The sequence below is a fragment of the Paracoccus sp. UBA5162 genome (assembly GCF_002413585.1).
Classification (GTDB): Bacteria; Pseudomonadota; Alphaproteobacteria; order Rhodobacterales; family Rhodobacteraceae; genus Paracoccus.
This window is the reverse complement of sequence record NZ_DHXG01000075.1, coordinates 1-12,974: the sequence shown is the minus strand read 5'-3', so window position 1 is coordinate 12,974 and position 12,974 is coordinate 1. Positions and strand designations below refer to the sequence as shown.

Genomic DNA, 12,974 nt, shown 5'->3' with positions numbered 1-12,974 from the left:
CTACAACTTCGTCACCAAGCGCGCCGATTGCCGCGAGGCCCGTGCCAAGGTGATGTGGACACAGGTGGAAACCGGTTCCGCCATCACCTGGAAATACCCGTCCTGCATCCTGCGCGGCGAGGAAAGCCAGGGCGAATTCTATTCCATTGCCATCGCCAATAACTGGCAGCAGGCCGATACCGGGACCAAGATGATCCATCTTGGCAAGAACACCCGCTCACGCATTGTTTCGAAAGGGATTTCAGCCGGTCAGGCGCAGAATACCTATCGCGGCCTGGTGTCGATGCACCCGCGCGCCACCAACAGCCGCAATTACACCCAGTGTGACAGCCTGCTGATCGGCGACAAATGCGGCGCCCATACCGTGCCCTATATCGAGGTCAAGAACACTTCGTCCCGCGTCGAACATGAGGCGACGACCAGCAAGGTCGATGACGATCAGCTGTTCTATTGCCGGTCGCGCGGGATGGACGAGGAAGAGGCGGTCGCGCTGGTCGTGAACGGTTTCTGCCGCGAGGTGTTGCAGGCCCTGCCGATGGAATTCGCCATGGAAGCGCAGTCGCTGGTCGCGATCTCGCTTGAGGGCTCGGTCGGCTAGTCCGCCGCCTACAGGAATATGACGATGGTGCCGGCTGCGGCACCGCAGCCACCGTCTGATGAGGAAAAAATGCTGAAGATCGATAACTTGCACGTCAAACTTGAAGAAGAGGACAAGCAGATCCTGAAGGGTCTGAGCCTCGAGGTTCCGGCCGGTCAGGTCCATGCGATCATGGGGCCGAACGGGTCGGGCAAATCGACGCTGTCCTATGTCCTGTCGGGCCGCGACGGCTACGAGGTGACGGACGGCTCGGCCAGCCTCGACGGCGCCGATCTGCTGGACATGGAGCCCGAGGAGCGCGCTGCCGCCGGCCTGTTCCTGGCGTTTCAATATCCCGTGGAAATTCCGGGCGTCGGCAACATGACCTTCCTGCGCACCGCCGTGAACGCGCAGCGCAAGGCGCGCGGCGAGGAGGAAATGACTTCGGGCGAATTCCTCAAGGCCATCCGCGAGAAGGCCAGGGAATTGCAGATCGACGCCGAGATGCTGAAACGCCCGGTGAATGTGGGTTTTTCCGGCGGCGAGAAGAAGCGCAACGAGATCCTGCAGATGGCGATGCTGGCGCCGCGCATGTGCATCATGGACGAGACGGATTCCGGCCTTGACGTGGATGCGATGCGGCTGGTCGCGGACGGCGTGAATGCCTTGCGCAGCCCCGACCGCAGCTTTCTGGTCATCACTCACTACCAACGCCTGCTGAATCACATCCAGCCCGACATGGTTCATATCATGTCGAATGGTCGCATCGTGAAAAGTGGTGGTCCTGATCTGGCCTTGCAGGTCGAGGAAGATGGCTATGGCGACCTTCTGGCGGAGGCCGGCTGATGGCTGACGTGGCGGTCAAGACCAAGGAGGTGACGCCGCAGGTCAGCGGCGCGCCGAAGGCCGAGGATGCGTTGCAGGCGCGGCTGGCGGCGCTGGATCTGCCCGCGGGCGGCTTTACCGCGGCTGCGCGCCGGGATGCGCTGGCGCGGTTGCGCGCCATGGGTCTGCCCGGCCCGCGCGATGAATATTGGCGCTATACCGATCCGGCCACGTTCAGTGCGGCGAAGGCCGGGGCGATCGGGATGGAAGCGGACGAAGGACCGGACGGACCCTTGTTCGACGATCTGGACCGGTTGAAGATCGTTTTCGTGGACGGGATCTTTGACGCCGATGCCTCGGACGATCTGGCGCTGGACGGGATCGAGATCGCGTCGCTGTCGCAGGCTGACGGGTCGGGCGAGCATTGGGCGGCCGACCTCTATGGCAGCCTGGAATCGGCCGGGCAGAAGCCCGTCGCGCGTCCCTTTGCGGCGCTGAATACGGCGGCGGCGAAAGACGGCGTGCTGATTCGCGTGACCGGAAGGCCGTCACGTCCGATACATCTGATCTATCGCCGCAGGGACGAGGCGGCCGACGCGACCTGGCATCACCTTGTTCGTGTCGAAGCGGGTGCCGAGGCGACGCTGCTGGAAACCGGCATGGCCGGCGCGCGCACGAATGGCGTGATCGAGGCCGATCTGGCCCGGGGCGCGCGGCTGCATCATGTCGCCGCCCGGCGCGTGGGTCACGAGGCCGTGGGTCTGTCACATATCTTTGCCCGCGTGGCGGCCGAGGCGCAGTTCAAGAGCTTTACCCTGTCGGTCAATGGAACGCTGATGCGGCACGAGGGCGTGATCGAGTTCGTCGGTGACGATGCGGTCGCCCATATCGCCGCGGCGGTTCTGGGCGATGGCAAAAGCGGCCGGTTCCATCATGACGACACCATCTTCATCACCCACGGGGCCGAGCGCTGCGAAAGCCGCCAGGTCTTCAAGAAGGTGCTGAAGAACGGCGCCGTGGGCGTTTTCCAGGGCAAGATTCTGGTCAGGCCCGGCGCGCAGAAGACCGATGGATACCAGATCAGCCAGGCGCTGCTGCTGGACGAACGCAGTCAGTTCCTGGCCAAGCCCGAGCTTGAAATCTATGCCGACGACGTTGTCTGCTCGCATGGATCGACGACCGGTGCGATCGACGAGGAGGCGATGTTCTATCTGCGCTCGCGCGGGGTGCCGAAGGATCGTGCCATCGTATTTCTGGTCCTGTCGTTTCTGGCCGATGCGTTGCAGGAGGTCGAGGATGACGGGTTGCGCGGCCAGATCAACGATCGGCTGGAAGCGTGGCTGACCCGGCACGCGACGCAATGAGGCGCGGCGGCATCCTGCCGCGCATCCTGCAAAGCTGGTGGGCGCCGCGCCGGGTGGTCCGCGGCCTGTCGGACATGCCCGAGCGTGTGAAACTGATCGTGCTGATGGCCGCAATGCTGATTTTCCTGATCGCGCAGGCCCCGGCCCACGCCCGCGCAGCGCAACTGGACCCCTCGGTGCCGCTGGAGGCGCGAATCGGCGGGTCTCTGCTGGCGGTCATGTTCCTGATGCCGCTTCTGGCCTATGCTGTGGCGGCGCTGGTGTCTTTGCTCTCGCGATTCTTTCCCAGGCGGCTGACCCCCGAGGATTCGCGGCTGGCCCTGTTCTGGGCGCTGCTGGCGGTTGCGCCGGCGATGCTGCTGGCGGGTCTGGTTGCGGGACTGATCGGGCCGGGACCGGCGCTGATCGTGACGAACGGCTTGACCGGAATCGGTTTTCTGGTGATCTGGGGCGCCGGCATGGTGGCTTTGGCGAGGAAAGCATGAATTTCGACGATCTGAAGCAACTTTTCGGTCTGACCTTCCGCGATCCGGACGGTGCGGCGGTCATGCTGATCCGCAGCGGGCTGCCGATGCCGGTCCGGTGGATGGCGCTGATCGTGGCGGTCTCTGTCTCGGCCATCCTGTCCTGGCTGTCGGCACAGCTTTTCGTCGTGCCCGAGGCCGAGGCGCAATCGATCATGACCATCAGTTCGCAGCCCCTCGTGATGGCCGGGCTGCAACTGGGTGCGATCGTCCTGGCCTCGCTTCTGATGACCGGCGTCGGGCGCATGTTCGGCGGCGAAGGCCGGTTCGAGGACGCGCTGCTGCTGACCGTCTGGATCGAGATCGTTCTGCTGGTCGTGCAACTGGTGCAGGTGGCGCTGTCGCTGCTGTCGCCCACGATCGCGGGCTTCCTCGGCCTGGCCGCGATCGTGCTGTTCCTGTGGCTGACGGTGCGCTTTACCAAGGTGCTGCATGGTTTCCGCAGCCCGCTGAAAGTCTTTCTGGGCCTGGTTGGCACCGCCTTCGTCGCGGGCTTTGCGCTGTCCTTCCTGGCCGCCGCCTTCGGGTTGATGCCGGATATGGCGCGATGACGTTCGATGTCGCAAGGGTCCGCGCCGATTTCCCCATCCTCGGCACCCAGGTCAACGGCCGCCCGCTGGTCTATCTGGACAGCGGCGCCAGCGCCCAGAAGCCGCGTCAGGTCATCGACGCGATCAGCCGCGCCTACGAGGGCGAATATGCAAATGTGCATCGCGGGCTGCATCACCTGTCCAACCTTGCCACCGACAATTACGAACGGGTCCGCGCCATCATCGCCCGGTTTCTGAACGTCCCGCGCGAGGACGAGATCATCTTTACCAGCGGCTCGACCGAGGGGATCAATCTGGTCAGCTATGGCTGGGCCGCGCCGCGCCTGCGGGCGGGCGACGAGATCGTCCTGTCGGTGCTGGAACACCACGCCAATATCGTGCCCTGGCATTTCCTGCGTGAACGGCAGGGCGTGGTTCTGAAATGGGTCGAACCGGAACCCGATGGCAGTTTGCCGCCGGAAAAGGTGCTGGCCGCAATCGGTCCGAAGACACGGCTGGTCGCGGTCACCCATATGTCCAACGTGACCGGAACCATTGTCGATGTGGGCGCCATCGCGCATGGCACCGATGTGCCGGTGCTGGTCGATGGCTCGCAGGCGGCGGTGCACATGCCGGTCGATCTGTCCGCGATCGGCTGCGATTTCTACTGCATCACCGGACACAAGCTCTACGGCCCCTCGGGATCGGGCGCGATCTGGATCCGGTCGGACCGGCAGGCCGAAATGCGCCCGTTCATGGGCGGGGGCGACATGATCCGGACGGTGACCCGCGAGGCGGTCGACTACGCCGATCCGCCGCTCCGCTTCGAGGCCGGAACGCCCGGCATCGTCAACCAGATCGGTCTGGGCGCTGCGCTGGAATACCTCATGGATCTGGGCATGGACAACATCGCCGCGCATGAACGGATCCTGCGCGATCATGCCCGCGACCGGCTGCGCAGCCTGAACTGGCTGAACGTGCAGGGGGACGCGCCGGGGAAGGGGGCGATCTTCTCGATGACGATGCAGGGCGCGCATGCCCACGATATCTCGACCATTCTCGACAAGAAGGGCATCGCGGTCCGCGCCGGCAGCCATTGTGCCATGCCGCTGATGGACTTCTACGGCATCAACGCCTCGGCCAGGGCCAGCTTCGCGATGTACAACACGACCGGCGATGTGGACGCGCTTGTCGAAGCTTTAAGCTTCTGCCGCGAGCTTTTCGCCTGATTCTTGCAAAGTTCCGGTCCGTCGCCAAAGATCGCCCGACATGTCTTGCGGTGCCGCGGCGAAATCGGGCATCGCTTGCGTCAACCCGAAGAGGAGGCAGCCACCATGTCCGAGATTCTGGTTCTTGGCGCCGGCATGGTCGGGGTCACCACCGCGCTGGCTTTGCAGGAACGCGGCCACGACGTGATGATCGTCGACCGCAACGCGCCGGGCCGCGAGACAAGCTATGGCAATGCCGGCCTGATCCAGACCGAGGCAGTCGAACCCTATGCGATGCCGCTGGCGCCCGGCGCATTGATCCAGATCGCGATGGGGCGGGGCTATGACGTCAAATGGAACATTCCCGGATTGCTGTCGCAAGCGGGCGCGGTTTGGGCCTATGCCCGCAATTCGCTTCCCGCGGCCCACAAGCGCGCCTCGCAGGTCTGGGGCAGGCTGATCCGGCAATCGACCGACCGACATGGCCCCCTGATCGCGGCCGCGGGCGCCGACAACATCATCCGCCGGGACGGCTATATCGAGATCCACCGCACGCCCAGGCGGATGGACAAGGCCCGCAAGGCGGCCGAACGTTTCCGGACCGAATTCGGCGTCGAGGCGAAATTGCTCGACGGCCGCCAATTGCGGGCGCTGGAACCCTCGATCAAGATCGCGGTCGAAGGCGCCACCCACTGGAGCGACAGCTGGAACTGTTCCGATCCCGGCGGGCTGGTGGCGCGCTATGCGGCGCTGTTCGAAAAGCGCGGCGGGCGGATCATCAATGGCGACGCGGGCGATCTGCACCGCAAGGGCGCGGCGTGGATCGCCGACGAGGGCGAAGGTGAACACGCCGTCGTGGCGCTTGGACCCTGGTCGCCGATGATGCTGGCGCGTTTCGGGCTGAAGGTGCCGATGGTCTACAAGCGCGGCTATCACCGTCACTACCACATGGATGCGCCGCCCCATCACCCGATCGCGGATTTCGGCAATTCCGTCGTGATGTCGCCGATGCGGCGCGGCCTGCGCATCGCGACCGCCGCCGAACTGACCAGCCATCCCCGGCTGCTGCCGCCGCAATTGAGCCACGGCGAAGAAGCCGCGAAGGAATTGTTCGACATCGGCGCCCCGGTCGAGGCCGAACCCTGGACCGGCCGCCGCCCATGCATGCCCGACATGCTTCCGGTCGTGGGTCGCGTCCCCGATCAGCCCAATCTCTGGGCGCATTTCGGTCATGGCCATCAGGGCTTCACCCTGGGGCCGGTCACCGCCGAAATCCTTGCGGATCAACTGAACGGTGGCCATGGCTGGCCGGAACTGCAACCGGACCGTCTGAAACGATGATGGGGCCCGGCTTCTTCGTTGTCCAAATACCCGCGGGGGTGAATTGGCCGCAGGCCAAGAGGGGGCGGACAGCCCCCGCCTGATGCAAACCATCCGCGCCCCGGTTGACTTTCGCGCCCGCGCCCACACCTTGTGACTCTGCCTCAGGAAGGGTCGTCCATGGGCCACAACAATACCAGCGCGCCCGTCGCGCGTTTCCCCGAAGTGACCCGCCCCAAGCTCGAGGGCGGAAGGCGTTTCGTCATGCACAGCGAATTCCGGCCCGCCGGCGATCAGCCGACGGCGATCGCGGAACTGGCGCGGGGCGTGACCGAGGGCGAACGCGATCAGGTGCTGCTGGGTGCGACGGGCACCGGCAAGACCTATACCATGGCCAAGGTGATCGAGGAGACGCAGCGCCCGGCGATCATCCTGGCGCCGAACAAGACGCTGGCCGCGCAGCTTTACGGCGAATTCAAGGGCTTCTTTCCCGAAAACGCGGTCGAGTATTTCGTCAGCTACTACGATTACTACCAGCCCGAAGCCTATGTCGCGCGCAGCGATACCTATATCGAAAAGGAATCGCAGATCAACGAGGCGATCGACCGCATGCGCCACAGCGCCACCCGCGCGCTTCTGGAACGCGACGACGTGATCATCGTGGCGTCGGTCAGTTGCATCTACGGCATCGGCTCGGTCGAGACCTATTCGGCGATGACGCAGGACATGGTGGTCGGCGAAAGCTATGACCAGCGCGAATTTCTGGGCCAGCTTGTCGCGCAGCAATACAGGCGTCTGGACGCGGCGTTCCAGCGCGGCGGCTTTCGCGTGCGCGGCGATGTGGTCGAGGTCTGGCCCGCCCACCTGGAAGACCGCGCGTGGCGGTTCGATTTCTTCGGTAACGAGTTGGAGTCGATCACCGAATTCGACCCCCTGACCGGGACCAGGGCGGACACGTTCCGCCAGATCCGGATCTATGCCAACAGCCACTACGTGACCCCGCGCCCGACCATGCAGCAGGCGATCAAGGGCATCAGGAAAGAGCTGCACGACCGCCTGAAGCAGCTTCAGGACGAAGGCAAGCTGCTGGAGGCGCAGCGGCTGGAACAGCGCACCAATTTCGATCTGGAAATGCTCGAGGCGACCGGCGTCTGCAACGGGATCGAGAATTACAGCCGCTACCTGACCGGCCGCGCGCCGGGCGAACCGCCGCCCACCCTGTTCGAATTCATCCCCGACAATGCCATCGTCTTCGCCGATGAATCCCATGTCAGCGTGCCGCAGATCGGCGGCATGTATCGCGGCGACTTCCGGCGCAAGTTCACCCTGGCCGAACACGGGTTCCGCCTGCCATCCTGCATGGACAACCGGCCCCTGAAATTCGAGGAATGGGACGCGATGCGCCCGCAATCGGTCTTCGTCAGCGCCACCCCCGCAACGTGGGAGATGGACCAGACCGGCGGCGTCTTCACCGAACAGGTGATCCGCCCGACCGGGCTCTTGGACCCGCAGATCGAGATTCGGCCCGTCGAGATGCAGGTGGACGATCTGCTGGACGAGGTGCGCCGGGTCACGGCGGCAGGCTATCGCACGCTGGTCACCACGCTGACCAAGCGGATGGCCGAGGATCTGACCGAATACCTGCACGAACAGGGTATCAAGGTCCGCTACATGCACAGCGACATCGACACGATCGAGCGGATCGAGATCCTGCGAGACCTCCGTCTCGGGGCTTTCGACGTGCTGATCGGCATCAACCTGTTGCGCGAGGGGCTGGACATTCCCGAATGTGGGCTGGTGGCGATCCTGGATGCCGACAAGGAAGGCTTCCTGCGCTCGGAAACCTCGCTGATCCAGACCACGGGGCGCGCGGCGCGGAATGTCGACGGCCGCGTCATCATGTATGCCGACCGCATCACCGGCAGCATGGAACGCGCCATCGCCGAGACCGAGCGGCGGCGCGAGAAACAGATCGCCTATAATCAGAAACACGGCATCACCCCCCAGACCGTGCGCAAGAATGTCGAGGATGTTCTGGCCGGGCTGTGGCAGGGCGATACCGATCAGTCGCGTATCACGACCAAAGTCGACAAGCCGATGGTCGGCGCCAATCTTCGGACCCATCTGGAGGCGCTGCGGACGCAGATGCGCAAGGCGGCCGAGAACCTGGAATTCGAGGAAGCCGCGCGTCTGCGCGACGAGGTCAAGCGACTCGAGGCGGTCGATCTGGCGATCTCGGACGATCCGCTTGCGCGTCAATCCGTCATCGAAGAGGCGGCTGCCGCAGCCGTCGGCTCGTCCGGCCGTTCGACCGCCGGCCGCGCCGGCCAACGCGGCGGAAACAAGCGATCGAAGCGGCGGCGCTGAGGCCGGGATAGATGCCGCGCCGCCGCTGCGACCCTTTGGATCGACGAACTGGAGTCGGATCCCGGCCCTGCGGTGCAGGAATGTCAGGCGGGGTGGCGTGACGGGGCGGTGCCATGGGCAGCAAGACGATGGCTGTTTCGGGTGAGAACGCCGCATCCCCGGCGGCGTTGGCAAGAGGATGACAGCAAGGGAAAGCCGATGCGAATGTTCACGATCCTGACGACTGCCGCGGCCATCGTGGCGCCCACTCTGGTAATGGCGTCTTCGGACGAAGCCTGGGACGAATTCCGCACCGATGTCCGCGATGCCTGCAGGGCGCTTGTCGATGCCCCGGAAGGCGCCGACGTCGCGATCGAGGTCAACCCCTTCGGGTCGGAAAGCTATGGCGCGGCGCTGGTCACGGTGGCCTACGAAACCGGAACGGACCGGATGATCTGCATCTACGACAAGCGGGACAAGAGCGCCCAGATGACCGCGCCCTTCCACCCTGGGAATGCCGCGCCCTGACGGGCCGCATCCGCCCTTTCGCAAGGGCAGGTCCGAAGGGGCTGGCACGGCATGATCGTGGATTGCTTCTGCGGCGCGATGGCCAGGCCGGCCTTCCCGGGTGCAATGGGTGATCTTCCATGCGCCGGATGTCGCGGCCCGAGGCAATCTCTTCGGTGCCCGCGTGGCGCGGATGGGACTGTCCCTGCGCACCGCCCCCGATGCGCCGACGCCCGCGCGGATCGCGGTGCGTCGCAGGGCTTGATCCGGGGCGGCGCATTGGCGATAAGCGGCGAAAGACATGTCGCCGGAAAGGTTCGATCCATGCGCGTCCGTATCTACCAGCCTTCCCGCAACGCGATGCAATCGGGATCGCGCAGCAGGGGATGGGTGCTGGAATTTCCGCAGGCCGACCCGCGCGAGATCGACCCGCTGATGGGCTGGACCAGCAGCGACGACACCCAGAGCCAGGTTCGCCTGCGCTTCCAGACCCGCAAACAGGCCGAGGATTATGCCCGCGACAAGGGCCTCGATTACGTCGTTCATGAGCCTCAGAAACGCGCGCCCAACATCCGCCCGCGCGGCTACGGCGAAAATTTCGCGACAGACCGCCGCGCGCCCTGGACGCATTGACGCCGTTGCAGATCGAGGCAAGGTTGGCCCCGCTGACGCAAGGTCGTCGGGAGCAACAAGGATCTGCAGGACCGCCTTTTTCTTTCTGAAACAAGACGATATAAAACATATACCCAAATGCGTGGACACCTAAAGGTGTTTGTAGGATGTCTCTTTTTGTCGATAATGGCGGGGTGATTGGCAAAAACTGGCAATATCAGGCGAGATGCGACCCGTCCATGGCTGTCTGTCAGTATATCCTTTTCAGATTTTGGAAGGCCGTCTTGAGCCGGAGGCAGGTTCAGCGATAACGCGATTCGCTAGCATGGGGCGTTGGGATCACGGGGTCGGGGCGCATAATGCCTTGGCGGCGTGGCAGAGGGCGCGGGCCATGCGGCGTTCCTTCTGCTCTGCGGTGGTGATTTGCCGGCCGAACTAGGCGGCGATCAGCGCGGGAACCATGGGCCAGTTGCCGTGGTCCACTGGCGAGGACGTGATGGACGGGGACGACATCGACGTTGCCGCCTGCCTGCGCATCATCTTCCTGGGGACGTGGAGCAAGGACAAGAGCGTCAGCATCACCGTCGAGAGGGCGGGCTGATGCGCGGGCAGATACCGAACAGCTTCCAGCGCCATGCGCTGGAGCACTTGCCCGGTGCCGTGATGACAGGCAACTGGGTCAACTGGCGAGGCCAAGCGGTCATGTCATGGGCCGAAGTGGACAGGCTCGCCAAGGATGCTACACTGGCAGGGAAAGGAGGCCACACACATGAGTGAGAGAGTTCCGCCGACTGATGCGCAGCAGCAGATCTCGGCCTATGACCGGCAGCTTGCGGAAATAGACAAGCTTTTGGGCGAGGCCCGCAATTACAAGGCCGAGGCCCGCTGGTATGTATGGGTCGTGGCCAGCGGGGGGACGCTGGCAATCGTCGCCTTCGCCAAGCTGTTCCTCTAGCCTCACCAACGACAGCACATCATGGAGCAGCCCGCCCCTGCGAGGGGGCGGGCTGTTTCGTCGTGCGCTGTGCACGATTGCGAAGGAGACCAAGCAATGAAGATCACACTTTCCGACACCAAGCTGTTCGCCGCTGCCACCACGTCATGGCGGGGCCAGGGGATGGGCGCATGTATCTGATGACCGAAAGGTCTGGGGATCGCCTGCGTGACGGGCGCGTGTTCGGGTTCCGCCCGAAGGAAAGCATCTGGCATCTGAAGGACGTGGTCGAGAAGGCGGGGATCGAGCATGTCACGCCCCATGCCAGCGGCCGGCACACGTTCGACTCTCGGTTGAATGAGAAAGGCTGATCGGCCAACGAGACATCGGTCATGTCCAAGGCGTGGTGTATCTGAGGCGGCCATCGGGTTTGTCGGTAGGGTCGGGTTGCGACGGCCAACCTGAACCGAGGGATGACCCCGATGACCAAACCCGTGACGGACCTGAGAGAGCTCGTAGAGAAGAGCGGCGATCCTCGACCTTCTCCGACGTCACCTCGAGTCCGAGCTTCTTCTTCAGCGCCCGGCCATCGCGCCTCGGACCGTGTGCGATTTATGCCGATGCCCGGATTATGCCGATGTAGATCTGTAAGCTGTTGTTTCTGTAGGAGTTCGCTGTGAAGGGCTCGGCATAATCAGACGGCTTCGAGGAAGGCGAGGAGTTTGTCTGTTGGCCGGAAGCGGCCGGGTTTCGCCGTGATTGGGGTCGTCCTTTCGATAGTGCGTTCCTTGCTCTGCAGATCCGCGTGCAAGTAGATCTGGGTCGTTTCGATTTGTTCGTGACCAAGCCAGAGCGCGATCACCGAGGTGTCGATCCCGGCGCGCAGCAGGCGCATTGCTGCGGAATGCCGCAGCACATGCATGGTCACCCGCTTGTGCGCCAGAGACGGACAGACCGCCGTTGCGTCCGCGACATACTTGGCCAGCCGGCGCTCAACCGCATCGCGGCTGAGGGTGCGTCCGGTGCGTGTCGGGAACAGCGAGTCCACGGGCCCGCCTGCGCGCTCGGCGATCCAGATTCGCAAGACGGCGACGGTGCCCGAGGTGAGCGGCGTGATCCGCTGCTTTCGCCCCTTGCCGGTGCAGCTGACATGCGCGCCGGCCCCGAGATGGAGGTCGGAGCAATTGAGCCCGATCAGTTCGGACGCCCGAAGGCCCGTCTGGACGGCGAGGCCGATGAGCGCCGTGTCGCGCCGCCCGGTCCAGGTCGCCCGGTCCGGCGCGGCCAGCAGGGCGTCGATCTCTGCCTCGGTCAGCCAGGTCACCAGCCGTCGCTCGAAGCGTTTCGGCGGGATTGCCAGCACCCGTTCGATGGTTGCGGCGTGTTCGGGATGGAGCAGGGCGGCGTAGCGGAACAGGGAGCGGATCGCGGCCAGTCTTGCGTTGCGGGTGCGCACCCCGTTCTGTCGTTCTCGCTCCAGATGGTCGAGGAAAGCGCCGATCAGGAGCGCATCGAGATCGTCGATGTCGAGCTTTCCCGGTGCCTTGCCGTGCCGCTCCGACGCGAAGACCAGGAGCAACCGCAGCGTGTCGCGATAGGCTTGAACCGTGTTCGGGCTGACCTGGCGCTGGCGGATGAGGCGGTCGGTGAAGAATGCCTGTAGGGTCGTGGCGAGCGTAGTCATGCGTCACCCGCCAAGTGGCGCTCGAGCCTTTCGCCGACCAGTGCCAGAAGTTCTGGCGCGGCCGACAGGTACCAGTAGGTGGCGCCGGGATCGGCATGACCAAGATAGGTGGACAGGATCGCGAGGCGGGAGCCGGGTCGTCTGTCCGGTAGTCGTCTGCGATGGTGCTGACGGCGAAGCTGTGTCGAAGATCGTGGATCCTGGGTCGGCATACTGCGGAACGCGGAACGATGGCGCAGTGATGCAGGAGCTTGTGGAAGACCCAGTGCACGGTTCCATAGCGCAGCCGTTTGCCGCGCGAGCTGATCAGCAGGACCGGCGGGCCCTCAGGACGGGGTCGGTCATCGAGGCGCAGATAGGCGTCGAGGGCTGCGACGGCCGTCGGGTGCAGCGGCAAGGCACGCGCCTTGTCGAACTTTCCGTGCCGGATCGTCACCATGCCGCCGCTCGCGTCGAAGTCGCCCTGATCGAGGCCGATTGCCTCGCCGATCCGCATGCCGGTCACCGCCAGCAGACCGATCAAGGTCCGGTAGGTCGCCTAGG

Annotated in this window: 15 protein-coding genes and 1 pseudogene; 14 read left to right on the top strand and 2 right to left on the bottom strand. The window is 64.5% G+C overall.

All coding sequences use genetic code 11. The annotated features are described in order from the left end of the window. The 14 genes from B4A72_RS11720 to B4A72_RS11655 form a co-directional block, all read left to right on the top strand. A partial coding sequence (locus tag B4A72_RS11720; RefSeq protein ID WP_292978665.1) for a SufD family Fe-S cluster assembly protein occupies window positions 1–598 on the top strand: 598 nt, incomplete at its 5' end. Between the two features lie 69 nt (window positions 599–667). Further along, on the top strand, window positions 668–1,423 hold the full coding sequence (gene sufC, locus B4A72_RS11715; protein ID WP_292978663.1) for a Fe-S cluster assembly ATPase SufC: 756 nt from the start codon (window positions 668–670) through the stop codon (window positions 1,421–1,423). Further along, window positions 1,423–2,766: a SufB/SufD family protein gene (locus B4A72_RS11710; protein ID WP_292950856.1), complete on the top strand. Its 1,344-nt coding sequence runs from the start codon at window positions 1,423–1,425 to the stop codon at window positions 2,764–2,766. Before sufC ends, B4A72_RS11710 begins: the two co-directional genes overlap by 1 nt. Continuing rightward, a complete protein-coding gene (locus B4A72_RS11705) occupies window positions 2,739–3,251 on the top strand; it encodes a hypothetical protein (protein WP_292978661.1) in 513 nt (170 codons plus the stop codon). Before B4A72_RS11710 ends, B4A72_RS11705 begins: the two co-directional genes overlap by 28 nt. Further along, a complete protein-coding gene (locus B4A72_RS11700; protein WP_292950860.1) occupies window positions 3,248–3,841 on the top strand; it encodes a YIP1 family protein in 594 nt (197 codons plus the stop codon). The genes B4A72_RS11705 and B4A72_RS11700 overlap by 4 nt, the downstream gene beginning before the upstream one ends. Continuing rightward, the gene (locus B4A72_RS11695) at window positions 3,838–5,049 is read left to right on the top strand and encodes a cysteine desulfurase (RefSeq protein WP_292950862.1); all 1,212 of its coding nucleotides are present in this window, start codon (window positions 3,838–3,840) and stop codon (window positions 5,047–5,049) included. Before B4A72_RS11700 ends, B4A72_RS11695 begins: the two co-directional genes overlap by 4 nt. A 105-nt stretch (window positions 5,050–5,154) precedes the next feature. Continuing rightward, window positions 5,155–6,369 (top strand): NAD(P)/FAD-dependent oxidoreductase, encoded by a 1,215-nt coding sequence (locus tag B4A72_RS11690; protein ID WP_292950864.1) that lies wholly within the window; start codon window positions 5,155–5,157, stop codon window positions 6,367–6,369. A gap of 159 nt (window positions 6,370–6,528) precedes the next feature. Next, window positions 6,529–8,715: an excinuclease ABC subunit UvrB gene (uvrB, locus tag B4A72_RS11685; RefSeq protein WP_292950866.1), complete on the top strand. Its 2,187-nt coding sequence runs from the start codon at window positions 6,529–6,531 to the stop codon at window positions 8,713–8,715. Window positions 8,716–8,913: 198 nt separating this feature from the next. Next, window positions 8,914–9,222, top strand: coding sequence for a hypothetical protein (locus B4A72_RS11680; protein ID WP_292950868.1), 309 nt, complete (start codon window positions 8,914–8,916; stop codon window positions 9,220–9,222). A gap of 100 nt (window positions 9,223–9,322) precedes the next feature. Next, window positions 9,323–9,466 (top strand): hypothetical protein, encoded by a 144-nt coding sequence (locus B4A72_RS11675; RefSeq protein WP_292978659.1) that lies wholly within the window; start codon window positions 9,323–9,325, stop codon window positions 9,464–9,466. 59 nt (window positions 9,467–9,525) lie between these two features. Further along, entirely contained in the window at window positions 9,526–9,834 is a 309-nt protein-coding gene (locus tag B4A72_RS11670; RefSeq protein WP_292950870.1) for an ETC complex I subunit, read from the top strand. A gap of 439 nt (window positions 9,835–10,273) precedes the next feature. Continuing rightward, entirely contained in the window at window positions 10,274–10,414 is a 141-nt protein-coding gene (locus B4A72_RS11665) for a hypothetical protein (RefSeq protein ID WP_292950872.1), read from the top strand. A 168-nt stretch (window positions 10,415–10,582) separates the two neighbouring features. Continuing rightward, window positions 10,583–10,768 (top strand): hypothetical protein, encoded by a 186-nt coding sequence (locus tag B4A72_RS11660; protein ID WP_292950874.1) that lies wholly within the window; start codon window positions 10,583–10,585, stop codon window positions 10,766–10,768. 170 nt (window positions 10,769–10,938) lie between these two features. Beyond that, a complete protein-coding gene (locus B4A72_RS11655; RefSeq protein ID WP_292978657.1) occupies window positions 10,939–11,118 on the top strand; it encodes a hypothetical protein in 180 nt (59 codons plus the stop codon). Between the two features lie 323 nt (window positions 11,119–11,441). On the opposite strand, the gene B4A72_RS11650 is transcribed toward B4A72_RS11655, so the two are convergent. After that, entirely contained in the window at window positions 11,442–12,431 is a 990-nt protein-coding gene (locus B4A72_RS11650; RefSeq protein ID WP_292978655.1) for a tyrosine-type recombinase/integrase, read from the bottom strand. 229 nt (window positions 12,432–12,660) lie between these two features. Beyond that, window positions 12,661–12,927, bottom strand: a pseudogene (locus B4A72_RS16165) (tyrosine-type recombinase/integrase); the annotation flags it as partial. Between the last annotated feature and the right edge of the window lie 47 nt (window positions 12,928–12,974).

Excerpts from the sequence above, each read along its gene's own strand:
- uvrB (WP_292950866.1), top strand. The coding sequence starts at position 6,529 with ATGGGCCACAACAATACCAGCGCGCCCGTCGCGCGTTTCCCCGAAGTG.
- B4A72_RS11700 (WP_292950860.1), top strand. The coding sequence starts at position 3,248 with ATGAATTTCGACGATCTGAAGCAACTTTTCGGTCTGACCTTCCGCGAT.
- B4A72_RS11670 (WP_292950870.1), top strand. The coding sequence starts at position 9,526 with ATGCGCGTCCGTATCTACCAGCCTTCCCGCAACGCGATGCAATCGGGA.
- B4A72_RS11695 (WP_292950862.1), top strand. The coding sequence starts at position 3,838 with ATGACGTTCGATGTCGCAAGGGTCCGCGCCGATTTCCCCATCCTCGGC.
- B4A72_RS11710 (WP_292950856.1), top strand. The coding sequence starts at position 1,423 with ATGGCTGACGTGGCGGTCAAGACCAAGGAGGTGACGCCGCAGGTCAGC.
- B4A72_RS11680 (WP_292950868.1), top strand. The coding sequence starts at position 8,914 with ATGCGAATGTTCACGATCCTGACGACTGCCGCGGCCATCGTGGCGCCC.
- B4A72_RS11650 (WP_292978655.1), bottom strand. The coding sequence starts at position 12,431 with ATGACTACGCTCGCCACGACCCTACAGGCATTCTTCACCGACCGCCTC.
- B4A72_RS11655 (WP_292978657.1), top strand. The coding sequence starts at position 10,939 with ATGTATCTGATGACCGAAAGGTCTGGGGATCGCCTGCGTGACGGGCGC.
- B4A72_RS11665 (WP_292950872.1), top strand. The coding sequence starts at position 10,274 with ATGGGCCAGTTGCCGTGGTCCACTGGCGAGGACGTGATGGACGGGGAC.
- sufC (WP_292978663.1), top strand. The coding sequence starts at position 668 with ATGCTGAAGATCGATAACTTGCACGTCAAACTTGAAGAAGAGGACAAG.
- B4A72_RS11660 (WP_292950874.1), top strand. The coding sequence starts at position 10,583 with ATGAGTGAGAGAGTTCCGCCGACTGATGCGCAGCAGCAGATCTCGGCC.
- B4A72_RS11690 (WP_292950864.1), top strand. The coding sequence starts at position 5,155 with ATGTCCGAGATTCTGGTTCTTGGCGCCGGCATGGTCGGGGTCACCACC.